A 22,373-nucleotide genomic window follows, 5' to 3' on the forward strand; every position below is an offset into this window, starting at 1 on the left:
GAGTAAGCGGTAAATCTTCGTTATCTAGTGAAAGGATTTTTCGCAGACTAGATTTATATTCCTTAAGATTAGTTTTCTTTTGTCTAAATCAATTTCTTTCTCTAAGATATGATTTAGACTAATGATAGAGGTAAAGAGGGATTCGTTTTTTTTGAGTAATTCTTCTAGCTTCAAAACAATTCTAGCTTTCTTAGCTTTTTCCCCGTAGATGAGTTCTTGGAGTAAGTCTTTAGTAAGAAAGTAATTTTTCATTTTTCGCCGAGACTTGCCAAAAGCGTATTCAGTGCTAGAATACGGAGTAGGAGGTTTTTCATGAGATCATTTTGATACACATTCAATAAACTCGGACGCGGATAAATTACGCTTAGCCCCTTCATCTTTAAGGAGCCGTAAGTTCTTCTTCACTAAACAGCATTTGAAATTTCTTATCAATCTTTTTATTCGGTTTCATTTTTTGTTAAAATAGATTTCGCTGTCTTTTGTTTGACCCAAATCTTCGTAGAGAGCGGCTATATTGTAATTAGCTATTGATCGTAGCTCAAGCGTCTTTTTTTTTTTTTTTTTTTTTTTTTTAAACTAGCTGATTTCTTATAAAGGGAAATTGCTCTTTCTTTGTCTTCGCTAAATTGTTCTGAGAGAGCCCAGAGAAAGTATAAGTTTGCTAAAGCTTTGTCCTTTGGAGTTACTCTTTCCATATAAGGAATTACTTCAGAGACAATCTTAGCTGCATGGTTATAATTCCTTACTAGAAGTATGAATTTTTCCTGACGTAAAAAATCTCATCGTTTTCTTTGGGTGGATTCAAATCTTCTCGAAATAGGATTGCTTTGGCTAGATAGATTTTGAATCGAACTTCATCCCGAAAAGATAGATACTTCTCAAGCGAGTCGATTGACTCAGAATATTTTTTTTCCTCAAAGAGTTTTATACAGTTCTGTCTCAGAGTATTCAAATCCTTTCTTGAAATGCTATCTGGTATAACGGCAGTAACCGCTAATAGACTAAAAATAAAGGTAAAGATTCTTGCCATAGTCTGGATATTTTCGAGTGTTCATCTTAAATTGAAACTCTGTCTTTACATTTTCGGAAAGATAGTTGATTACCTTTTCAACTTCATTCTCCTTTGTTAGAAGAATAATTTCATTGTGGCTTATTTCAATTATGCCCTCTTTTTCGAGCAGATGATTTTTGATCATTCTTACGAGGCTTTTCTTTTTGGTGACTGCATCTTCTACTTCTAGGAAGTTTGTGATTTTTAATTTGGTAAAATAGAATTCACCTGCAAAATTCTTTGCCTGAATATGAATAGAATGAATGATTTTTCGCAGAAAGTCATAGGAATCTAACTTTGCATTTACCTCAGATTCGAAATAAGAATTCAAGAAAGGAACGAGCGGCTCGATCTGTTTGTCAATTTTCTCACAAATACTTTCGATATCCTCGGGACTTGGGTTTGCATTTGCATCGTAAAAGAATGCAACTAGTCCAGAGAGAGAATGAGCATCTAAAAATTTTAATACAATGCTTGAATAATTAGTAAACTCAATTGGAGAAAGCTTTTTCTTAAAAAAAACATCATTTAGTAGAACGGGCTGAAAGTAGAGATGAATATAACCTTCAAATCGATTTTGTAGAAATTTATCATGTGATTGAAAAAGCAGATTCGTGCGCGCTCTATCCGAAAGCCCCTGACAAAGAACCGGATAATAGGTGAATGTATGCGGTTCATAGTAAAAAAAGGAATAGGCTTGAATTCCCAGAGATTGAAACATTTGCCTGTAAATATTTGTCTGCATTTTGTATCGAATCTTCTTTTGCATAAATTTTATTTAGCAAAGTAAAATTTTCGTCTTCTGCTGGTAAAGTCTCATTAGCCACTGGCTCAATTTCTACAATGGGCTCAGTAACTTTTCGGAAATGATTTCCAGGTGGTAGGGAGTAGCGCCTAGCTCTACCTCAACCGGAATATCCGTCTTAGCCTCAGCCGCTTTGTTCTTTTCGGAAATTTTTCCGATTAAACGGTTGAGCTCTACCGTAAAAATATTCTTTTTCTTCTTTTGTAAATGTTCCGGCAGCACCGGGGCGGTTTCGGTATTATATACATCGCGTATAAACTTAGGGGTAATCCGCGTTTGCTTCTTTCCCTTTAAATCGAGCGGCAATAAGAATATAGTTTTTTTGTTCATAGTAACTTATCCTCGCTTATGATTGTTTCTGCCTATTTTCTTCCCAACTTTGTTCATTTTTTTATCATAGGATAAAATCTTTATTTCTGAATCGGTTTTCATTTTAATATACATAGCCGTTGCTAAATGAATTGAATCTAAAGTCTTGCAACCACTTAAATTGATATTTATTCCCTGTAATTCTTTTTCCAGTCAAAAATGATAGGTGATTTTGCTTTCCTTTTTCTCATTAAGCTGCTTAAATCAAGACTAGAATTTTCTGCTCGAATAACCGAGCCTTTTGCTTCTTCTTGCTTCAAAAATGATTCCAATTTTGTAACTCTTTCATTTTCAGAAAAGGTAGGCTTCCGAATTTCAGCAATGACAGCATTCTTTTCTTTCACGTATAGAATTTCCCCATCTTTTACAAGGTTTAAGTATTTACTTAGATTATCTCTGAAAACTTTAATGCCTATCGTATTCATATGTCCAATTTCTTCCCTAAATGGAAACAAGTCAAATTTTAAACAAGTATATCACTCATTTTAATTTCGAGAGTATTGTAAATCAAAAACGTTTCTGAGAAAGGATAAATCTTGGAAGACCCTGTAGAGTCATACTTGGTAGTAATTTCATTTTCGGGGTCTACATAAATGATATGAGCAGTTCCAATAGAAAGATAGTCTTTTAGTTTTGCATTCATTTCCGTTGTAGTATTGGCAGGAGAAAGGATTTCGACTATTAGCTCGGGAGCTTTTTCTAAAATTCCGAGTGGTGGCTTGGGATACTGCTCTTTGGTTATATACACAATATCCGCTCCTCTGATTCTAAGTGGATTTCTCTGAATTAAAATTCCAACTTCGCCCGTGGCAACGTATCCCTTTGAGGATAGATGTTTTTCCAAAATCTGAGATAGACTCATTTCCATTAATCCATGTAAAAAACCAGTAGGTGACATTTCTTTTTTTTCTCCGTCGATGACTTCGTAAAAACCATCTGGAAGGGAGTCAATGTCTGCGTATTCTAGAATCGGTTTTTTCTCTGCGAGTAGGGGCATAGTGTAAATATCATGTTTAGGTTACTAAATTGCAAGTAGAAAAAGGAAAGATTTATTCTGATTACCAGGCGAAGGCGAAGGTCGCGAATACTTGGAGCGAAGGGCGGGCGATAAAGCTGTTCGATGTGCCAGTAAACAGGAATCCTTACATTGAATTTACAATAGGTTACTCTTTCCTAAAGAATCTTACCTGTTTGAAACTTTAAAAGATCATTGAACTTTTCCAAAACATCAGTGAAACTTTTCTAAAACTTCAATGAGAATTTGTAAAATATCAATGAAGTTTTGTTTTTTTCAATGAAGAATTTTTAAATTTCAATGAAGTTTTACTTTTCTAGCCTTAGGTTTTATAAAAGGAAAGGTAGCTTTTAGATTCTGATTGTTTAGCGGGGAGTTTCTTGTTGCTACTGAGGCATAAAAAACCCCGCTTTTGAGGGCGGGGTTTAAGTCGTAAAAAAACCATGTTGTAGAGACAGGTTTTAAACCTGTCTATTACACGATTAAGTCACGCGAAAAAACTTCTTATTGACCATTTGGGAAACTTGGGTAGGTAGTTAAACCAGTTGCTCCAAAGCCTGTAGCACCAGCCGCCGCAGCAGCAGGGCAAGAAGTTAAACCAGGTAGTGTCCCAGCTAATAACGCTGAAACAGAGGTTCTTGATCCAGAATCTCCACCATACACACAAGCTGTGACTAAGCTAGTAGCACCACCATCACCAGCTAATGTGTTAATTACTGGTAAAGTAGTTCCTAGACCTAGAACTGCAGGAATAGTGGTATTCTTTCTCATCTGACTGTTACAAGCATATGCATCATTTACAGTTCCACCACTGACAAATCCAATAGCACCAGCATAAGCAGTAGCGGCAGTATTACCTGCAGAGAATGCGTATACGATTTCTTTTACGTCGGTCAACTTTCTCTTAGCATTGATTGTATCATGTGAGTCTGTAGCTTGAATAGGAGTAGTACCTACGCCACCTAATCCAATCGCTTCGCAAGATGCCACATTTGCTACGTTTAAGTTTGAACCACCATAGAAAGGAGTTGCTCCATCAACTGGATAAGCAGTAGAGCCAGATTTCATAGGATGTGCACTTGTAAAGGTGCTAGCAATAGTTAATAGAGCCCCAGATTTTGGATAGGCTTTTGCTGCTAGAATTGGATTTCCTGTTAAACCAGTTGTAGAACCTTCACTGCCGCCAACGGTAGAAGTGTTTAAGAAGGAATTATTTCCAATTGCAACAGCAGTTTCTTTAGGATACCCTGTTAATCCATTCGTCAACACTCTATGTAACAAAGCATTGGTTGGTTTTCTACATTCTTGAGTTGCAGCAATCGTATTATAACTTCCTACAAGGGATGTTACATCAGCTTCTCTAGAACCAGTTAACAATGCATCTACAGTACAGTTACTCTTAGGAATTCTCGCACATGCCATTAAAGCAGAACCTTTAGCATAAGATAGACGAGCTAAATAAGCTTGTCCAACTGCACCAAGACCGCCAGTTGTAGCAGTACCAAAAGAACCAGGAGGAATTGTTCCAAAGGCAGCATTGATACCAGAAGCACATGTAAATGAATTTAAAAGAATTACAGCTCCACTAGTTCCACCACCTGCAGCACAAAGAATCGAACCAAAAGTTCCTGTTCCAGATACAGCTGAACCAGCAGTTCCTGTGTTAAACATTTGGGCAGTTGTTGCAGTAGTTACTAGTGTATTAAGTGTAGTAATAGTGTTCGCTGAACCAAGTGCTTTTGCCATTGTAGTTTTCTCAGCATCAGAGTATGTTGCATAGAAACCCTCTATACTTGCTTTCGCAGCAGCCAAAGCAGTTGCGTTAGATACTCCATTTCCTAATAAAGTCATATAAGGTACAAATAGAGAACCAGTCAGAGCAGCTAAGTCAGTAGAAGCTTTTTGAGCAGCTACTGCAGTTGCTCTTGTTGTAGATGTCCAAGCACCTGCATCTGTTAAGAACGCATCATACTTTTTGTTGTAAGGAACGCTTGCATATACTTGATTGGCAGCCACTAATCCATAATAAGCTGTGGCAGCAGTAACAGTAGCAGTTGCTACAGAAGTAGCAGCAGCAGTTACGTTTGTAGAAGGACCTCCTACAGCAGCCTCCCCAGCTGCAATAGCACTAGTTCTTGCAGTTGCAGGAACAGCAGCAGTAATGGCAGCAGCAGATGCACCAGTTGTATTAGCAGCTGTGAAAAGATTTTTTACAGTTTGAGCGGCAGTAACAGCAGCACCTTGACATATTGCTTGCGCAGTTCCAGCAGTTACACAAGTAGTAATAGCAGTCCCTGCAGCTGTTGCACCCGCAAGAGCGGTAGATGCTTCTGCGTTTGCTACAGCAGCAGCGTTAGCAGCAGTAGCACTTGCATATACGGAGTTCGCAGCAGCAGTAACTGATGTTGTAATAATCGAGGTTGCACCGTATGCAGTGGTAGCTGCTGCAATCAGAGCAGCAACGTTGGCAGCTGTTGGGGTTACAAGAACTGAATTAGCAGCATCTCTAGCGGCACTAATACTAGCAGCAGTTGCACCAATGGTATTAGTCGCAGTTACAAGGGCAGCAGCGACAGAAGCATTTGTCGCAGCTGTATAACCTTGTGCAGCTATTGTTTTGGCAGTAGCAGCTTCATAGTTTGCCGCTGTGAAGTTTGTCGAAGATGCAGCCGCACCTTGAACGATAGCACCTGCATACAAAGAACCTAGGTTCACGCTGATTGCACAGTTACCAGTAGTTGCAGATTGGATCAAACCGTTAATGTATTGACCCACAATAAATCCGTTTGAAGAGCTTCCGCCTGTTTCGTATTTATGACAATTTACGAGACCTAGCATAGAAATCAGTAGAACGGAAAATAAGAATTTTAAAGTTTGTTTCATGTGATTCATTTCTCCTTTTTTTATAATTCGTGCTTATAGCCGATTCTATAAACGTTTCCACCAACAGTCACTGGGTAAGCAGGTTGTGGAGCGATAGCTGCGATACCACCAGCAGATTTGGTTCCAGCATTTCCTTGCGTATAAGAGAAGTGTGTTTCCACTTCGATAAACGCATAGCCCTTTTCAGTAACTTTTGTTTGAACACCGGTTAACCAGCTTAAGCCAAAGCCATTGCCAGAAAATTTTGCATCTTCATTGATAACACCAGGTCTTGCAGCGTCGCCAGCAACTGGTAAAGTTTTAGCTAAACCACCGGTAACTCCATCAAGTCCGTTTCCATCGTTTCTACCTTTTAATTGCCATTCTGCTCTGTAGTAATGAAGACCAGGAGCTATGTAAAATGCAGATCTAGAACCGAGGTTTAATTTGATACCAAAATAAACTGGAATTACAACAGATTTGTAATACCAAGTTACATCGTACCAGTCATAACCAGCAGCAGTAGAAGAAGTACGACCACCAGAAACTTTTGTAGAAAGATTGATACCTGCTCTCCAGAAGAAATTGTCTCCGACATCCTTTTCGTAACCGAATGTCAAGTTACCTGCAGTCATAGGACCTGTTGATTTATAAGAGATAAGACCACCGGTAAGGTTTTGCATTGTTTGGAGTTTGTTTTCTGCGATAACGGCTTTTTGCTGACCGGCATAATTTCCGTTTGCGTCTGTCTTTGCTTGACCAGAATCCAATCCATCTTTTACGATTGTTCCACCGAGACTGTTTGGATCGAACTGAACGCCGAGCCCAACTATGATTCTTGATTTTCCTTTGTTCTTGAAGTCCTGATCATCTGCTAAGAGAGAAGAGGCAACTAGAAAACAAAGAGAAAACACGACTAATAATTTACTGATCATTTTGATCATTCGTTTATTCCCCTTTTTTTGATTTTTTAGGGTCGAGCACAGCGAAGACGATCTGGAAAATCCCAAAGCAATGGCGACCTCGAATTGCAATGATGCTAGGGTATCTTAATTTATGTCAACCTTATCTAGAAAATTTATTAATTTTTTTAAAAAAAAATTATTTTTGTAATTTCTGAGTGAGACTAATGGTCACCTCGAACTAGCAGTATCCAAAAATGCGCCGTGAGAGGTCTATCTTTCTTAGAACGACATTACAGTCATTTCGAACTAGCAACATCCGAGCTTGCGCCGTGAGAAATCTATTTTGCTTAGAACGACATTACAGTCATTTCGAACTAGCAACATCCAAGTTTGCGCCGTGAGAAATCTATCTTTCTTAGAACGACATTACAGTCATTTCGAACTAGCAATATCCACGCTTGCGCAGTGAGAAATCTATTTTGCTTAGAACGATTATTCATCTTTTTAGTTCTAAGGAATATAGACCTCTCACCGGTAAAGCTGGTTCGAGGTGACCGTATACAGTCACCTCGAACAGTTTTTTCGTGAGAGGTCTATCTGCCTTAAGGCTATTAAATCAAATTCCATTCTTCGCTTAAATCTTTCCACTCTGGATTGAATGCATTGATTAGGTCATTTTTCTTTTCTCTTCGCCATTTTTTTATTTCTTTTTCCCTTTCAATAGCGGAGAATGCGTTTGTTGTCGATTCGAAATAAACTAACTTATCTACATTATATTTTTGGGTAAAACCTATATTTATTTTGTTTTTATGTTCATAAATGCGACGCTCTAAATTATTCGTCATACCAATATAAAGCACAGTATTTGTTTTATTGGTTAGAATATATAGGAAGAAGTTTGAGCTGCTCAATTGAAAATCCTTTTTAGTTCTTTAGTTCTAAGGAATATAGACCTCTCACGGTAAGGCTGTTCGAGGTGACAGTAATAGTTCCGCGTTCTTAAAATATATCTTCTCCAATGTTGCCTTATCTAATCCAAGTCCGTAGATCTTCCAGAAGCCTTTGCGGGGTTTATGTTCCGGGTAGTAGTCGAAGTATTCGTCGGTGGTTTCTAAGAAGCGAGAGTATACTTCTAATTTGCCGCGATCGGGGGGACCGTCTACGCCGAATAGAATTCGGTTTGCGTATTTGGTAAGAAAAGCTTTTGCTTTATAGGGCTGTCTGCCTAATTCGTCAATGCGAGCAGCTATATCTACGTATACGTTCGGGTGGTCCTGGAGGAATTTTTCGGCATTGGCTAGTTCGTTTGCCATTTCTCCAAAGTGGAGAGCTACGAAAGTCAGAGTTGGGTGACGCTTAAAAAGTGCATTTCTTTCTGCCAAAACTTGGTCTAATTTCGGAAATTCTTTTGCGGAGAATGACCATTCTGGATGACGCAAAAGTTCCTCGTATCGCTCATTTCTCTCGTCTATGGGTGAGAAAAATGCTACTGGATCAGCAGTGTGGATAGAGATAATTAGCCCAGCTTTTGCACATTCTTTGAAGATTGGGTCTAATTCGGGGTCATCTAACCGAAGCCTTTCTCCGTTTTTTTTCTTCAAATTTAGACCAAAATTCTTCCAGAGTTTGATTCCTTTGCTTCCGTTTGCAATGTCAATTTTTAAATCAGCGAGCATTTTCTCGGCAAAATTGTCTTCATTGAGTCTCTTCCAGTTGAACGTGCTAAAATGAATGATGCGCGGATCGGGGTATTCTTTTTTGAGATTTACAAAATCTTCTCCCGTTGTAAAACTTAAGTTTATAAATTTCTTAATGCCGAGTTCTGTTAAATCTTTGGAAACTTCTTCGGGATTTGTCCGAAACATTTTGCCTAGATGACCATGCGTTTCGACAATTGGCATCGAGGGAAGTTTGGAATTGCGAGTATCGGGTGCCTCTAAAACCGATTTTGGGATAAAATCCTGCACTAAAACAAGGGAATTAAAACTTGGAATTTCATTTGGAGTTTGGAAGCCAAATATCTTATAAGCTAAGAATTTTACTCGAATGACGTTTGACGGAAACAGGAAAATCGCAAGCAAAACGTTTCCAAAAAGGGAAAGGAATAATAGAATTTTAAGTTTATTTTTCATTGTTTTACTCTATGATTCTTAAAATATTGTCGTAAATACATTTTCTATGAAAAAGCCTTACCCAAAAAAAAACCAAAGATCAAAAATCCTTCTAAATCGGACATTCTAGAGGAAATTCTTCCCGATGATTTGCATTTGATTCCGATTAAGACTCGTCCTATTTTTCCTGGAATTATCACTCCTCTCATTGTCCCGATGGGAAAATTTTCCAATGCAGTAGATGAGGTGTATAAAAGCAATGGGTTTATCGGTCTTACCCTCCTAATTAAAGAAGAGAGTGAAAAAAATCCGATCAATAATATATTCCAAATAGGAGTAGTCGCCAAGGTCTTAAAAAAAATGAATCTTCCCGATGGAGGCACTCATATTCTAATTAATACGATTCATCGCTTTAAGATTTCCAAAATTTTAAAAGAAGAGCCCTATCTTGTGGCTAAAGTCAGTTATCCGATAGATAAATTAAAATCGGGAACCAAGCTAGATCTTAAGGCAATGATGCGTAACTTACTTGTTCTTACACGCGAGCTTGCGCAAAACAATCCTCTCTTTACAGAAGATATGAAGCTTTCCCTTGTGAATATGAGCGAGCCCGGTCGTATGGCTGATTTTGTTGGCTCTATTTTAAATTTAGACAAAGAGGAATTTCAATTTATATTAGAAGAAGAAGATATTTTACTCCGCCTTGAAAAAGTAATCATCTATCTCAAGAAGGAATTGGAGCTAATCGCTGTTCAGCGCAAGATTAACGACCAGATTAATAGCAAGATGGATAAGCAACAACGCCAATTCTTTTTGCGCGAGCAGCTAAAAGCAATTCAGGGCGAGCTGGGAATGGGCGATGATAAGTCTGACAAGAAGTATGATGTGCTTCTTGAACGATTAAAAAAAGCAGAAGTCATAAGTGAAGTCTATACAGAAGTCAAAAGAGAAATTGAGCGTTTACAGGTTACGGACTATAATTCTCCCGAATACAACGTTACCCGCAATTACTTGGAAATTATTGACTCTCTTCCCTGGGAAGCACCTCCCAAGCGGAGTATAGACATTAAACTCGCAAAGAAAGTTTTAGACAGAGACCACTACCGATTAACCGATGTCAAAGATAGAATCTTAGAATTCTTAGCTGTAAAGAAATTAAATCCTGAAAATAAATCAGGAACGATTCTCTGCTTAGTCGGACCACCCGGAGTAGGAAAGACTTCGATTGCAAAGTCAGTTGCTGAAGCACTCGGTAGAAAATTCTATCGCTTCTCTCTCGGTGGTGTTAGAGACGAAGCTGAAGTAAAAGGACATCGCAGAACTTACATAGGCTCTCTTCCTGGAAAAATATTGAGTGCCCTTCGTATTCTAAAAGAAAAAGATCCTGTGATTTTACTCGATGAAATTGATAAGATAAAGACAGGTTATTCGGGAGATCCTGCTGCTGCCCTTTTAGAAGTTTTAGACCCCGAACAAAATTCTAGTTTTAGAGATCATTATTTGGATTTGCCATTTGATTTATCCAAAGTATTATTTATTGCAACTGCGAATACACTCGATACAATTCCAAGAGTTCTCGCGGACAGAATGGATGTTATCCGCTTGTCAGGTTATATCACGGAGGAGAAAATCGAAATTTTCCGCAAGTATCTCTGGAAGAAAATCCTAAAACGAAATGGTCTTGGAAAACAAAAGATTACTCTTTCAAGTCCAGCCATTCAGGCTTTGATCAATTCTTATTCAAGAGAAGCAGGACTTCGCAATCTAGAAAGAATGTCAGACAAAATTGCGCGTAAAATTGCCTACAAGATTGTAAATAAAAATAAAATCAACAAACAAATCGCGCCTGAGCATTTAGAAGAATACCTAGGTGTTCCGATTTATGTAGATGAGAGAATGACCAAAGCGGATAAGCCCGGTATGGCGCTCGGTCTTGCGTGGACATCTGTGGGTGGAGCAACACTCCTTGTCGAAGCCATTTTCCTGAAAGGAAAAGAAGGTCTTACTCTAACGGGTAAGCTCGGTAAGACGATGAATGAGTCTACGAATATTGCTTATAGCTATGTACGTAACCTTGTAGACCCGGAAGGAAAAATCTTTTTAGACAAGCGAATTCATATTCATGTTCCAGACGGGGCAACTCCAAAGGACGGTCCGAGTGCGGGCATTACAATGGCTACTGCCATTTATTCGCTCGCGAAAAACGTTGTGATTAAGCCTGGTTTTGCGATGACCGGCGAATTGACATTAACCGGTGAAGTATTAGCCATCGGCGGACTCAAAGAAAAAATCGTAGCAGCAAAGCGTGTTGGTGTGTCTAAGATTATTTTTCCGAAAGACAACGAAGCACACCTAAAGGAAATCCCGGACTATGTAAAAAAAGGCGTCACCTTTTACCCGGTGAGTCATTATAGCGAAGTGGAAAAGTTATTGTTTTAGACCGTAGAGACGCGATCAATCGCGTCTCTACAATTAAAGAGAGGAAAATATGGGAGTACCATTTATTGATATAAAGAGATTTGAGCCAGGATTCTTAGAAGCCTGGAATGCAAAAGTGGCTGAGATGAGTAAGAATGCTCAATTCATCGGAGGAGCGGAAGTGGCTACTCTTGAGAAAAGACTTTCTGAATACACAGGAACTGCGTTTACTGTGAGCTGTGCAAATGGAACAGATGCGCTTCAACTTGCTCTTCGCGCTGTGGGTGTTGGAATAGGGGATAATGTGCTTTTACCCGATTCTACTTTTTGGGCGACCTTTGAAGCAGTTGTAAACGTAGGAGCAAATCCTTATACTGTAGATTCGAATATGAGCGATTTACAAATGGATTTTGATGCGTTCGCGAAAGCAATCGATGAAGTAAGACCGAAAGCTGCTATGATAGTTCATCTCTACGGCTGGGGATCATCCCGATTAGCCGATTACCGCGCACTTTGTAAACAAAAGGGTGTTGTGTTAATTGAAGATGGAGCACAAAGTTTCGGTGTGAAATACAAAGGTGAGCCTGTTTATAAAGGTTGCCAAATTGCGACTACTTCGTTTTATCCTGCAAAAGTTTTAGGTGCAGCCGGTGACGGTGGGGCAGTATTTGTAAACGATCAAGCATTAGCGGATAAGGTGCGTATGCTTGCAAATCATGGAAGAACCACGCACTATGGTCACGGGGCAGTTGGTTGGAATTCCAGAATGGATTCTTTACAGGCAGCGTTTGTAAATTTGAGCTTGGATCATTTTGAAGCAAGACTTAAGTCCAGACAGGATTGGGCAGCAAGATACCATAAAGATTTGAAGGCATTAGGGGTTAATGACATTACTCCACCTGCGGATTACGTGGAGAACGGTTACTGCAATGTAACTCTTTTTGAAAATTCCAAGCGAACAAAGCTTGAAGCAATTTTAAAAGAGAAGGGAATTGGATTTGGAAATATTTATCCGGGAGCAATGTCAGACCAACCTGGTGCTAAAGAATTTTTAAAGAAAAGATTTGGAGCAAATAACGCACAGCAAGTAAGTAGCACTGTGTTAAATTTCCCACTCTTTCCTTATATGACTGAAGCAGAATACAAAGAAATCCTTTCTATCATTGAGAACTTTCTAAGTGGAAAAAATTAAAGGATTCGTAATCACGGTGATGGTAATCATCGCCGTGATTTTAATCTACTCTCTTTCTAAGAGTTGGCTCTATTTTGAGAAGGGAGTAGAATTAAACGAAGAGCCACAGACAACGAGCGAGATTTTAGTAAAAGAATCTCCCAAGGATACGTTAAGCGAATACTCTCGTGTGATTTGGACGCAATATCTCTATTATCCGACAGATTTAGTTCGGGAAGCCGGTGGATTTGGACCGGAAGAGGTAATGAATCATGCGAAGAATATTACATTTGTAAATCTAAATACGGGAAAAGTAAAAAAGCTTTTTGATAAAAAGGTTTATATTCTCGATTATTTTCCTGGTGAGTTCAAAAAGAAAATCAAGAAGAACGATGAAATTATAAAAGAGACTTTAGATATTGGAAACCGTATGGTTATTTTTGCCATGCAAGTAGACACAAACAAAGACGGCTTCTTAAACAATAAAGACTTAGTCCAAATATTTTTATATCATCCGCAGGACGAAAAATTAGACGAAATATTACCGGAAGATTATTACTTTGAGCAGTTACTTCTAAATACGCGTAAGAATCTTTTAGTGTGCATTATTAAAAAACAGCCGGACATGAAATCAAAAGAAAAAGAATCAAAACCTGCCATCTATACTTATGATGTAGTAACAAAGAAAGGCACAATCATTCACGGAGAGTAAACTATGAAACATCCGAACACTGACTTAACTCTATTCGGTAAACAAATATTAAACGTTACCGGGAACGTAACAACGAGTATCCTCGATGGCGTAAAAGATATTCTAGATAAATCAATGACATGGACTGCAGAAAAATGCGAAACTTTGTCCGATGAAAAGTTTTTACAAATAGATGATCTTCCTGTGTATTTGCAAGTCGCCGGAACGAATTTAAAAAAATCTGCGGAAGTAACAACGCAAGGCCTGACTGTCGCCATTGATTCTACAGAAAGTGCGTTTGGTGTAGCGACTCATTCGTTGGATATTGCAGAGGATTATATGATTAAGACTCTGTATGAAAACAAAGTCATTAGTAGTATATTGGGAAGTTCTCACGATGACCTAATTAGTTTTTCCAAGATTCGAATGCTATTCAGGCACGATCATGTAGATGTAAATGCAGAGACGATCATTGAATTGTATCGCGAGTCGGGGCTAAAGAAAGCTATCCTCTACGTGCCCGGACTTTTTTGTGATGAAACTCTTTGGATGAAATTAGATGACGAAGACACAGGACTCGGAGATTATTTTTTAAACCAAGGATACTATCCAATTTATATTCGATACAACCAGGGGGCACATATCTCTGTAAATGGAAAAGATTTAGTTGCACTTTTAGAAAAACTATTTGCGTTAGAGCCCAATTTGCCGCTATCGATTATTACTTACAGTCAAGGGGGACTTGTGCTTCGTAGTGCCCTCTATTACGCAAAACAAGCATCAGCCGCTTTTCTTTCCAAGATTCAGAAGGTATTCATTATTAGCTCCCCGAATGGTGGATCTTATATTGAAAAGATTGGTTTTTGGGCAGGCATGGCAATGCAGGCTTCTCCTTTTTTTATCATGAAGATTGTTGGCTTTATCGGTAATTTGAGAAGTGATGCAATCAAGGATTTGTCTCACGGAATTATTAGAGAAGAAGATTGGAAATTAGGAAGTCAAATCTTTCGTTATCGCACAGAGCATTATTTTGGAGAATTAGATGAGATCGATGCCTACCAGGCTTATAGTCTCGCAGGGGAAACTGATAATATTTTCCAATCTTTCTTTGGCGATGGAATTATCGAGAAGTGGAGCATAGAGTCATTAACCGACAAAGTCTTCAGCAAAAAACCAAATCCCGAAACTCGCACACTCAAGCTCCTCGGCAAAAATCATTTTCAAATTTTGAATGCACCTGAGTTGATACCGTTTATAGAGAAGGGATTCAAGAATACCACGGATTAACATGCGTAGGCGTTGGTCGCGAATACATGGAGCGAAGGGTGGAATAAACACCGATAGGGAACGATAAAACATGGAAATAGTTTAGATTAATGATCGTTATGCGTATATATCGAATGTTTTAGCAAAGGGTAGTGTGAGTCTGAAATTACTTAAAATTATTCACTCAGAAGAAGTGATAAAAAGTAGGCGAGGTAGTTATGAGTTTTGGAATAAAAGGTCAGAACAAGAAATCATTGAATCTTTCGAACTATTTCCGCTTTTCGTGAAAGATGACGGAAGAATTATGAATGGAAATACTCGAATGTATATATTGCAAGAAAGAGGAATTGATATAAATTCTTTAAATGTATTTAGAAATACAGTGAATTAATTTTCGAATAATTATGATTAGCCTATTAAATATATTTTCTATTCCGATTAATTCGAAAGGTAAGATTGCCATTGTGTCGCGTCCAAAGGGAAATGAATTTTTAGAAGAGTCTATTGAATATTTAAAGCAAATGGAAATTGGAATCGTTGTCTCTGCTTTAACAAAAGAAGAAGAGGAAGAATTAGGCTTAACGCTTGAAGGAGAATTTTGTAATAAATATGGAATTGAATTTTTGAAATTCCCTATGCAGGATAGAGGTATTCCTTTATCAATATCCGAAATTGAAAAATTTTGCCGGAAATTAGCTTTGAAAGTGCAGTATGGTTTTTCGATAGGAGTTCATTGTCGGGCAGGCATTGGCAGATCCTCCATATTAGCTTCGAGTATTATGGTTCACTTAGGCTTTAATGCAAAGGATGCTTTAAATCTCATTTCTCAGAGTAGAAGAATAAAAGTTCCTGATACCGAAATACAAGAAGCATGGATTAATGAATATTATGCGCATGTGAGTCATAAACCTTGAATCTAAAAGACTCCATTGAAATACTAAAAGGTGTAGGACCTAAAAAAATTGCGGTTCTGAAAAGTATCGGCATACACACATTATTCGATCTTTTGTATTATTTTCCGCGCCGTTATTTAGATAGAAATTTTTCTTCTACGATACTTCTTAAGCACGGAGAGATTGTGACTGTTCTTGCCACAGTGATGGATTCTTATCTCGCTCATGGAAAAAAAAGTAGATTGATTGTGGGAGTGAAGACTTCGAATAGCGAAAGAATTTCCCTTGTCTTTTTTAGTGGAGTCAATTATTTTAATCATGTATTTAAGCCCGGAATGCATCTTGTTGTCAGCGGCAAATTAGAATACTTCCGTGGACTCCAAATCTCGCACCCTGATTACGAAATCATTTCCGGAGATGAAGACGAAGAAGCTGACTTGACTCATGTGGGACGGATAATACCCCTTTACCCCACAACGGAAGCTTTGAAGAAGGACGGGCTTGACTCTCGAGGGTTTAGAAGACTAGTTAAACAAGTATTAGATAAAATTGATGGAAAGAAATTTTCTATTGAAGAAGTTTTACCAGCCAAAGCAGTTAAGAAACGTAAGCTCATGAAGCGCCAAGATGCTTTCCAAGAAATTCATTTTCCTACTACAGATGAAACTCTGACAGAAGCCAAACGACGATTTGCCTACGAAGAATTTTTTTACTTTAATCTTCTCATGGAATACAAAAGAACAGAAAGACAAAAGATCAAACGCAAACTCTGGCCTCTTAGAAAATCAGAAGGGGCAGGAAAAATTCTAGAGCGACTTCCCTTTGAACTTACACAAGACCAAAAATCAAGTCTTGAAAAAATGAAAGAATTAAACGGTAAAGACATTCCAATGGCTGTTCTTTTACAGGGAGATGTTGGTTCGGGAAAAACGGTTACTGCTTTGTTAACTGCAATGCACTATATGGATAATAATATTCAAGTTTGTATGCTTGCTCCGACAGAGGTTTTAGCAAGACAGCATTTTCAAACCATTCAGGGCTTATTACAATTTACCCCATTTGCTCGAATTGATTTATTCATTGGAAAAGAAAAAGAAAAAACTAGAAGAGAAAAGCTTGCCCGCTTAAAAGAAGGGGAAACTCTTCTAGTCATTGGAACTCATAGTCTTTTTCAAGAAGATGTAGTCTTTAGCGATCTGGGTCTTGTAATCATAGACGAGCAGCATAAGTTTGGAGTGGAGCAAAGAGAGAGTATCCGTGCCAAAGGAAAAAATCCAGATATACTTGCCATGACCGCAACACCAATTCCGCGCACACTCTGTCTTACCCTCTACGGTGATTTGCAATTAATCACAATTAAGACAAAACCTCTGGGCAGAAAACCAATTGTTACCAAGTGGATAACAGAGGATAAACGCCCGGCAGTCTACAACTCAATTAAAAAGTATTTAGCACAGGGTAGACAGTGTTTTATTATTTATCCACTCATCGAAGAATCAGAAAAAGTTGATTTAGAATCGTGCATCGAATCTTACGAAAGACTTCGGATGTTTGAATTTAAAGATTACAAAATCGGACTCCTACATGGAAGGATGACGAGTGTAGAAAAAGATTCTGTCATGCACGCCTTTAAGGCTAACGAGATTCAGCTCCTGGTAACGACTACTGTTGTGGAAGTGGGCATTGACGTTCCGAATGCAACGGTTCTTGTAATTGAGCATTCGGACAGGTTTGGAATTTCCCAGCTTCATCAGCTTAGAGGTCGTGTGGGTAGAGGAGAGCATGAGAGTTTTTGTATTTTACTCACACCTGACAAAGTGAGTGAAGACGCTGTTACCCGCATTGAAGCCATGGTTCGAACCAATGATGGATTTGAACTTGCTGAGGTGGATTTAAAACTCAGAGGACCTGGTGAACTATTGGGGCTAAGACAGAGTGGCCTCCCGGATTTTAAAGTAGGAGATTTAGAAAAAGACGAAGAAACAATACTTGAATCTAAAGAGGATGCATTAGAATTTGGAAGTATTGGAGACATGGAAAAATTGGAGTTGAGAACTAGATTCACAGAAGGTCGAATTCTTTTTCCTAACTAATGTATGGATTGAGGATAATAATAATTTGTCTCTCGTAAACTATTCGCATGAACAAGAGTCTAATTATCGCAGGTAAAACATGAAGACAAAAATCATTCAATACAAAGGCGTAGGCGAAATAGAGATAATGAAGACTCGCCGCACAAGAGGCATGAGTCTTAAGATTCACCCGATCAAAGGTGTCTGCGTTTCGATTCCTTCACACTGGTCATATAAGGGGGCAGAAGAAATTCTTAGAGAAAATCAGGAATGGGTTAATAGGAGTATACAAAAATTATCCGCAACCGAAAAAAAATCCGCTCCTTTTACTGAAGACAGTAATTTTAAAACAAAATACCATGATGTAAAAATTCTTCCCTGGATTGGGCGAGATGTTTCGTATACCGATCGGGAGAATGTGTTAAATATCTATTATCCTGAAAATCGCAATGTAACCGATAGCGATATACAAGAGCAAATTCGATATCTAATTGAGGAAACTTACAGAAAAGAGGCTAAGCAGTATTTGACGGCAAGATTGGCTTATCTTGCAAAGGAAAAAGGCTTTAAATACAAGGGCATCACGATTAAAAATATGAAATCCCGTTGGGGTAGTTGCACGGCGCTCGATCATATTAATCTGAGTTTACATTTGCTTCGAATTCCAGAAGAGCTTTCTGATTATGTGATTTTACATGAACTCTGTCACACTGTTCATAAAAATCATAGTAAGAGATTTTGGGAATTGCTTTGTAAAATTTGTCCGGAAGCAAAGGCTAAGGACAAGGAGATGAGAAAATACAATGCGCAAGTTTATTGAGGTAATTGCATTTGCTTTCTTTGCATTTATTTTCTTCTTAGTAGTAGATGTAAATGCTGATTCGACCTGTAAAATATTGGGTAGAATTCAAATTGATTCAGTATTGGAAGCAAAGCCGATTTGCACTTCCGGGTTACGGATAAATGATATTAGCCAATATTTAGTTGCCAAGATGGTTGGAGTAGAAAAAGTTAATGCTGATTTGTATTTAGAGAAAAAAGAGGCAAAGGGTTATTCGCAAATTGCCACAAGCATGACCAAGAATTCTTCGACTGAAAGTATTGATCTTACCAATCTCGCTGTCGGTGAATATAGAGTATGCGCAAAGAGAGGAGCGGCGCAAGGCTCTGGGTTAATACATATTAGCTTTGATATTGTAAACAGCTCTTGCGGAACTGGAAGAGATACTTGCTTTGGAGCAATCGGTAAGAACTGCGAAGGTGGTCTAGGTGGCACTTGCCATGAAACGACTCCTGATGGATTGAAAGTTTGTCAGGTAGCGATTGGCTCTCAGATGCATGATACATGCTGTTCTTCTAATCCAAACGGGAATCATTGTGGTGGCAATGAATCATTAACCGCTTGCACGAAAGAATGGGATCACGCAGTTAATGATACGGCGGCTGCAGGAAGAAATTGGGCTGTGACTTTTAATCCGACCATTGTAACTTATAGAGGCTCCGGAGAATCCCTGTTAACCCAATCTTTGACTATTGGAGATAAAAATACAGCAAAGCCTTTGGAACAAGCTTTTAGAGCACCCGTTGGAATTGACATTTGGGATATAGATGCAGAGCAGGGTTGGTGTGTGAATCCGAAGCGTTATACGAAATCCTGTGCACCGCTAACAAATAATTGTTGGGCAAGATGTAAGTAAATGGAACCGAACAAGAATCCGCCAGTCATTTATTCAGAAGGAGAGACTGACGATTTAGAAATTCTTTCGGAACTAGAAGAGCATTTAGATGATGAAAATGTATCTAAAGAAGAAAATAAATATGCAGATAAAGTTTCTCCTCGCGTTCAAAAACTAAGAGACCTCCGTAAAAAATCAAAAGTATCCATTACCCAGAGTAGACCGTTTCTTGCAGGGGTAGAACTAGATATCCGCAGGAAGCATGAGAATGCTCTTCTCATTGAAGACTTGTATGTGGAATGGTGTAGTAAGGGAAATAAAACCTGGCTGTCTCCGTTTGAAATTCTAACCAAATACGATGAAGCACTTTTACTTTTTAGCGGCAAACGCAGTTCTATCGCAGCCTTTATTCAAAATTTGATTGCTCTTTCTAGAGAGGGAATTTCACCTCATGCCTTTTTGCGTTATGTGCAAAATCCGCGAATGGGAGCTGATTTTAATTGGAGAGAGTGGGGCAGTAAGCATTTAACTCCTTTGCGGCTAATTGCGGATACTCTCTTAGAATTAAAAAGATCTGCTCCCTTCGATAAAGAGATTCTAGGGACAGAGCGGGTGCGGATGGCAAGAGACATTGTGCTTGTGAAATATGCCGGTAAGCCGCTTGCTCGTTTTTCCGAAGAGGCGCTTAAGAGTAGTGCAATTGGTGTTTATATGGATAGTTGGGCTGATCTGAGGCTCGATAATTCGGCTTTTATTTTGTTCTTAAAAAGAAATATTCTGCCAATTCTATTTGCCCTGTCGGGTAAGGTAGATTTGCCGCATTTGAATCGGATACTCAGTCTACTGCCCGATGTTGAGAGATTGTTCAGAGAGAATTTTAAAGAAGGCTACTTAGATTCCCTGGCTAAAGATGCTCCCGGGATTTATGGGAAAGATTTCGAGAAAGGATTTCAGGAGAGAAGAAATAAAGGATACAAATACTATGATTTCATTGTAGAGACAGAGTCTTTCTTGAAAATTCTATCTGCTCTTTTAAAAACTCAATCAGGATATTTTTTACTTCCATGGGTTTCTAATGTATTGATTGGGAGAAAGGATACCAATCTGGCAGAGAATATTGCCGCATTAGTGGATGCGTTAGATGACACAGGCGGGAATCACACCTATACCTGGCATATTCGAAAGTTAATGTCTAAGCCCGCGAGAGACCGAGAGGCATACATTGCATTAGTCAGAGACAATAATGGGGTAGATCCCGAGTATCCGAATATCAGACGAATTTTCCAAAATCCCGGCGATACTTACGAAACTACTTACTTACTAGAATTAGCGCGTAAGCTTGGTATACCTCTTAGTGATTTCGGACCCAAAGGAACTGTGTTTTCGTTTAAAGACTTATTGAATGCTTATACAAAAAGAAATCCTGAATCGCAACAGATTCTAGATCGATTCCGATTGGATGCTATCACTGGAATCGATAGACAGTGGGACTTACAGACATTAGCCCAATTTGATTCGCTTGGAAACAATGTTCATCCTCTTTTCTTAAGAAGTGCTATTCGCGGTCTTGGAAGTAATTTCTTTTCAGCCATTAAGTCTCTTAATTTCTCTAACCTGTATAGTGAATTTTCGATTGCAAAACCAAATCCGTTTCATATCGAGAAAGAATTTAAAATTCCTTTTTATGAAATAAACAATATGGATAAGTTCAAGGAAGAAGAAATAGCAAAGAAAGTAAATCGGAAGTTAGTCTTATCCGCGTTATCCCCTTTTCTTACGACTTCCCCTGTATCCGTTGAAAACTTTGTTCCTTTTTTGAACACCGAAAGCATCCAACTGAGAGAAAGTCTAGAAAGTAAAACAGAAGAGCAAAGAAAATTAGAATTAGAAATCAAATTCTTAGAAGAAAGCGAAGTTCCGGATAAAGCGATTCTAAAAGAAAAAAAAGACTCCGCTAAAAAATTAGAGAAATCCATTTCTTTCATACGTGATAAACGAACTCATTATGAGGAGATACTTTCTATTTACCCCAGGCTGAGTGAAGATGAAAAATTTCTAGTGATTATTTTAATTTCCGGTTACATTGCAGACACTGGCTCCGAGCTTTATTCATTTGCTGTTTCGATGATTCTTATTCGTTACGAGAAAGAAACTCGTCTATCAGAGCAGTTAGATTTTCTAAGACAGGACATCGTAGAGGAAACTTTTAATTATTCGCAGTTTTCTTATTTTCTAACCACACTTGAACTTTGTAAAAATTTAATTCAAACAGACAAGGCTTTAACTAAAATAGAAACCGAATCGGATCACCGCCTTCATGGACTTCTTCGACCTTATATTATTACTAAAAATAAAAAACTAAATACGGAATCGATGGATGCTTCCGTAAGTAAGCTTACTAGCTCTGGAAAATTAAATTCGGAAAAATCAAAGTGGCAGGATATTTTAGAGAACACGGAAAAGAAAGTGAAGGAAAAGTTTTCTCCTTTCAAACTTTTCATTTCTAAAACCTCGCTTGATGCCTACTATGGAGACATGGGCGGAATTTGTCTTGCGAACTATCCGGCTGAAATTAAGAAAGAAGGGTTTTATATAAACAGGCTAATACAAAAAGACGATGAAATGATTGTAGGAATTTCAATTGCAATTAAGACTAATGGCGGTATTCCTTCGCTTGGAATTAAATCCTATTGGGCGGCGTTTGCCTTTAACCCCTTGTCTTCTCTCATCAGTTCTTATAGTTATCGAAATCAACTCTATATCTATTTGCAGTATAGAAGAGTCTTGGAGATGCTTTCGGTTAAGACTGATTTGCCGGTAGTGATAATGGGAGTAGATACATACGGAATTGTTTCGAATCATGCCGGCTTTAAGGACTTGATCGTAGGTTATGAAGAAAAAAAGAAAATTCCAGCCAAAAGACTCTCGGATGCACACGGTATTAGCCTCTACTATGACGAAAACAATTATCGCAGATCCATTCTAATCATTGATCCTGCCAATAAAGATACATTCACAGCAGAGGCGGCAATTCAGTATTATAAATATGAGTAAAGCAATTACCCCCG

21 protein-coding genes are annotated in these 22,373 nt (G+C 38.4%); 10 read left to right on the top strand and 11 right to left on the bottom strand.

Annotated elements, in window-relative coordinates; genetic code table 11:
- Positions 1 to 24: 24 nt before the first annotated feature.
- The 11 genes from IPH52_22745 to IPH52_22795 form a co-directional block, all read right to left on the bottom strand.
- Positions 25 to 252: a hypothetical protein gene (locus IPH52_22745; protein ID MBK7057817.1), complete on the bottom strand. Its 228-nt coding sequence runs from the start codon at positions 250 to 252 to the stop codon at positions 25 to 27.
- Between the two features lie 272 nt (positions 253 to 524).
- Positions 525 to 695 carry a hypothetical protein gene (locus IPH52_22750; GenBank protein MBK7057818.1) on the bottom strand — a complete coding sequence of 57 codons (171 nt, stop codon included), beginning with the start codon at positions 693 to 695 and terminating at the stop codon, positions 525 to 527.
- 50 nt (positions 696 to 745) lie between these two features.
- On the bottom strand, positions 746 to 1,030 hold the full coding sequence (locus IPH52_22755) for a hypothetical protein (GenBank protein ID MBK7057819.1): 285 nt from the start codon (positions 1,028 to 1,030) through the stop codon (positions 746 to 748).
- Positions 1,002 to 1,820: a hypothetical protein gene (locus IPH52_22760; GenBank protein ID MBK7057820.1), complete on the bottom strand. Its 819-nt coding sequence runs from the start codon at positions 1,818 to 1,820 to the stop codon at positions 1,002 to 1,004. The genes IPH52_22755 and IPH52_22760 overlap by 29 nt, the downstream gene beginning before the upstream one ends.
- Before the next feature lie 69 nt (positions 1,821 to 1,889).
- Complete coding sequence (locus IPH52_22765) at positions 1,890 to 2,186, bottom strand: hypothetical protein (protein ID MBK7057821.1); 297 nt, start codon at positions 2,184 to 2,186, stop codon at positions 1,890 to 1,892.
- Positions 2,187 to 2,353: 167 nt separating this feature from the next.
- Positions 2,354 to 2,650, bottom strand: a complete 297-nt coding sequence (locus IPH52_22770) for an antitoxin PHD (protein ID MBK7057822.1) — start codon at positions 2,648 to 2,650, stop codon at positions 2,354 to 2,356.
- Between the two features lie 38 nt (positions 2,651 to 2,688).
- A complete protein-coding gene (locus IPH52_22775; GenBank protein MBK7057823.1) occupies positions 2,689 to 3,222 on the bottom strand; it encodes a Uma2 family endonuclease in 534 nt (177 codons plus the stop codon).
- 522 nt (positions 3,223 to 3,744) lie between these two features.
- Positions 3,745 to 6,123, bottom strand: coding sequence for a hypothetical protein (locus IPH52_22780; protein ID MBK7057824.1), 2,379 nt, complete (start codon positions 6,121 to 6,123; stop codon positions 3,745 to 3,747).
- 20 nt (positions 6,124 to 6,143) lie between these two features.
- Positions 6,144 to 7,046 carry a porin OmpL1 gene (locus tag IPH52_22785; GenBank protein MBK7057825.1) on the bottom strand — a complete coding sequence of 301 codons (903 nt, stop codon included), beginning with the start codon at positions 7,044 to 7,046 and terminating at the stop codon, positions 6,144 to 6,146.
- 572 nt (positions 7,047 to 7,618) lie between these two features.
- Positions 7,619 to 7,918 (bottom strand): GIY-YIG nuclease family protein, encoded by a 300-nt coding sequence (locus IPH52_22790; GenBank protein MBK7057826.1) that lies wholly within the window; start codon positions 7,916 to 7,918, stop codon positions 7,619 to 7,621.
- Between the two features lie 45 nt (positions 7,919 to 7,963).
- Positions 7,964 to 9,139 carry an amidohydrolase family protein gene (locus IPH52_22795; GenBank protein MBK7057827.1) on the bottom strand — a complete coding sequence of 392 codons (1,176 nt, stop codon included), beginning with the start codon at positions 9,137 to 9,139 and terminating at the stop codon, positions 7,964 to 7,966.
- Between the two features lie 78 nt (positions 9,140 to 9,217).
- Here IPH52_22795 and lon point away from each other — a divergent pair, with 78 nt between their 5' ends.
- From lon to IPH52_22845, 10 genes are all read left to right on the top strand, one after another.
- Positions 9,218 to 11,557 (top strand): endopeptidase La, encoded by a 2,340-nt coding sequence (gene lon / locus IPH52_22800; GenBank protein MBK7057828.1) that lies wholly within the window; start codon positions 9,218 to 9,220, stop codon positions 11,555 to 11,557.
- Positions 11,558 to 11,606: 49 nt separating this feature from the next.
- Complete coding sequence (locus IPH52_22805; protein ID MBK7057829.1) at positions 11,607 to 12,728, top strand: DegT/DnrJ/EryC1/StrS family aminotransferase; 1,122 nt, start codon at positions 11,607 to 11,609, stop codon at positions 12,726 to 12,728.
- Complete coding sequence (locus IPH52_22810) at positions 12,715 to 13,419, top strand: hypothetical protein (protein ID MBK7057830.1); 705 nt, start codon at positions 12,715 to 12,717, stop codon at positions 13,417 to 13,419. The genes IPH52_22805 and IPH52_22810 overlap by 14 nt, the downstream gene beginning before the upstream one ends.
- Before the next feature lie 3 nt (positions 13,420 to 13,422).
- Positions 13,423 to 14,685, top strand: a complete 1,263-nt coding sequence (locus tag IPH52_22815) for an alpha/beta hydrolase (protein ID MBK7057831.1) — start codon at positions 13,423 to 13,425, stop codon at positions 14,683 to 14,685.
- Positions 14,686 to 14,818: 133 nt separating this feature from the next.
- On the top strand, positions 14,819 to 15,055 hold the full coding sequence (locus IPH52_22820) for a hypothetical protein (protein ID MBK7057832.1): 237 nt from the start codon (positions 14,819 to 14,821) through the stop codon (positions 15,053 to 15,055).
- A gap of 13 nt (positions 15,056 to 15,068) precedes the next feature.
- Positions 15,069 to 15,578: a dual specificity protein phosphatase family protein gene (locus IPH52_22825; GenBank protein ID MBK7057833.1), complete on the top strand. Its 510-nt coding sequence runs from the start codon at positions 15,069 to 15,071 to the stop codon at positions 15,576 to 15,578.
- On the top strand, positions 15,575 to 17,650 hold the full coding sequence (recG, locus tag IPH52_22830) for an ATP-dependent DNA helicase RecG (protein ID MBK7057834.1): 2,076 nt from the start codon (positions 15,575 to 15,577) through the stop codon (positions 17,648 to 17,650). The genes IPH52_22825 and recG overlap by 4 nt, the downstream gene beginning before the upstream one ends.
- A 79-nt stretch (positions 17,651 to 17,729) precedes the next feature.
- On the top strand, positions 17,730 to 18,449 hold the full coding sequence (locus tag IPH52_22835; GenBank protein MBK7057835.1) for a M48 family metallopeptidase: 720 nt from the start codon (positions 17,730 to 17,732) through the stop codon (positions 18,447 to 18,449).
- Entirely contained in the window at positions 18,433 to 19,326 is an 894-nt protein-coding gene (locus tag IPH52_22840; protein ID MBK7057836.1) for a hypothetical protein, read from the top strand. Before IPH52_22835 ends, IPH52_22840 begins: the two co-directional genes overlap by 17 nt.
- Positions 19,327 to 22,359 carry a hypothetical protein gene (locus tag IPH52_22845; GenBank protein ID MBK7057837.1) on the top strand — a complete coding sequence of 1,011 codons (3,033 nt, stop codon included), beginning with the start codon at positions 19,327 to 19,329 and terminating at the stop codon, positions 22,357 to 22,359.
- Positions 22,360 to 22,373: the final 14 nt, after the last annotated feature.

It is taken from the genome of Leptospiraceae bacterium (assembly GCA_016708435.1).
Taxonomy (GTDB): domain Bacteria; phylum Spirochaetota; class Leptospiria; order Leptospirales; family Leptospiraceae; genus UBA2033.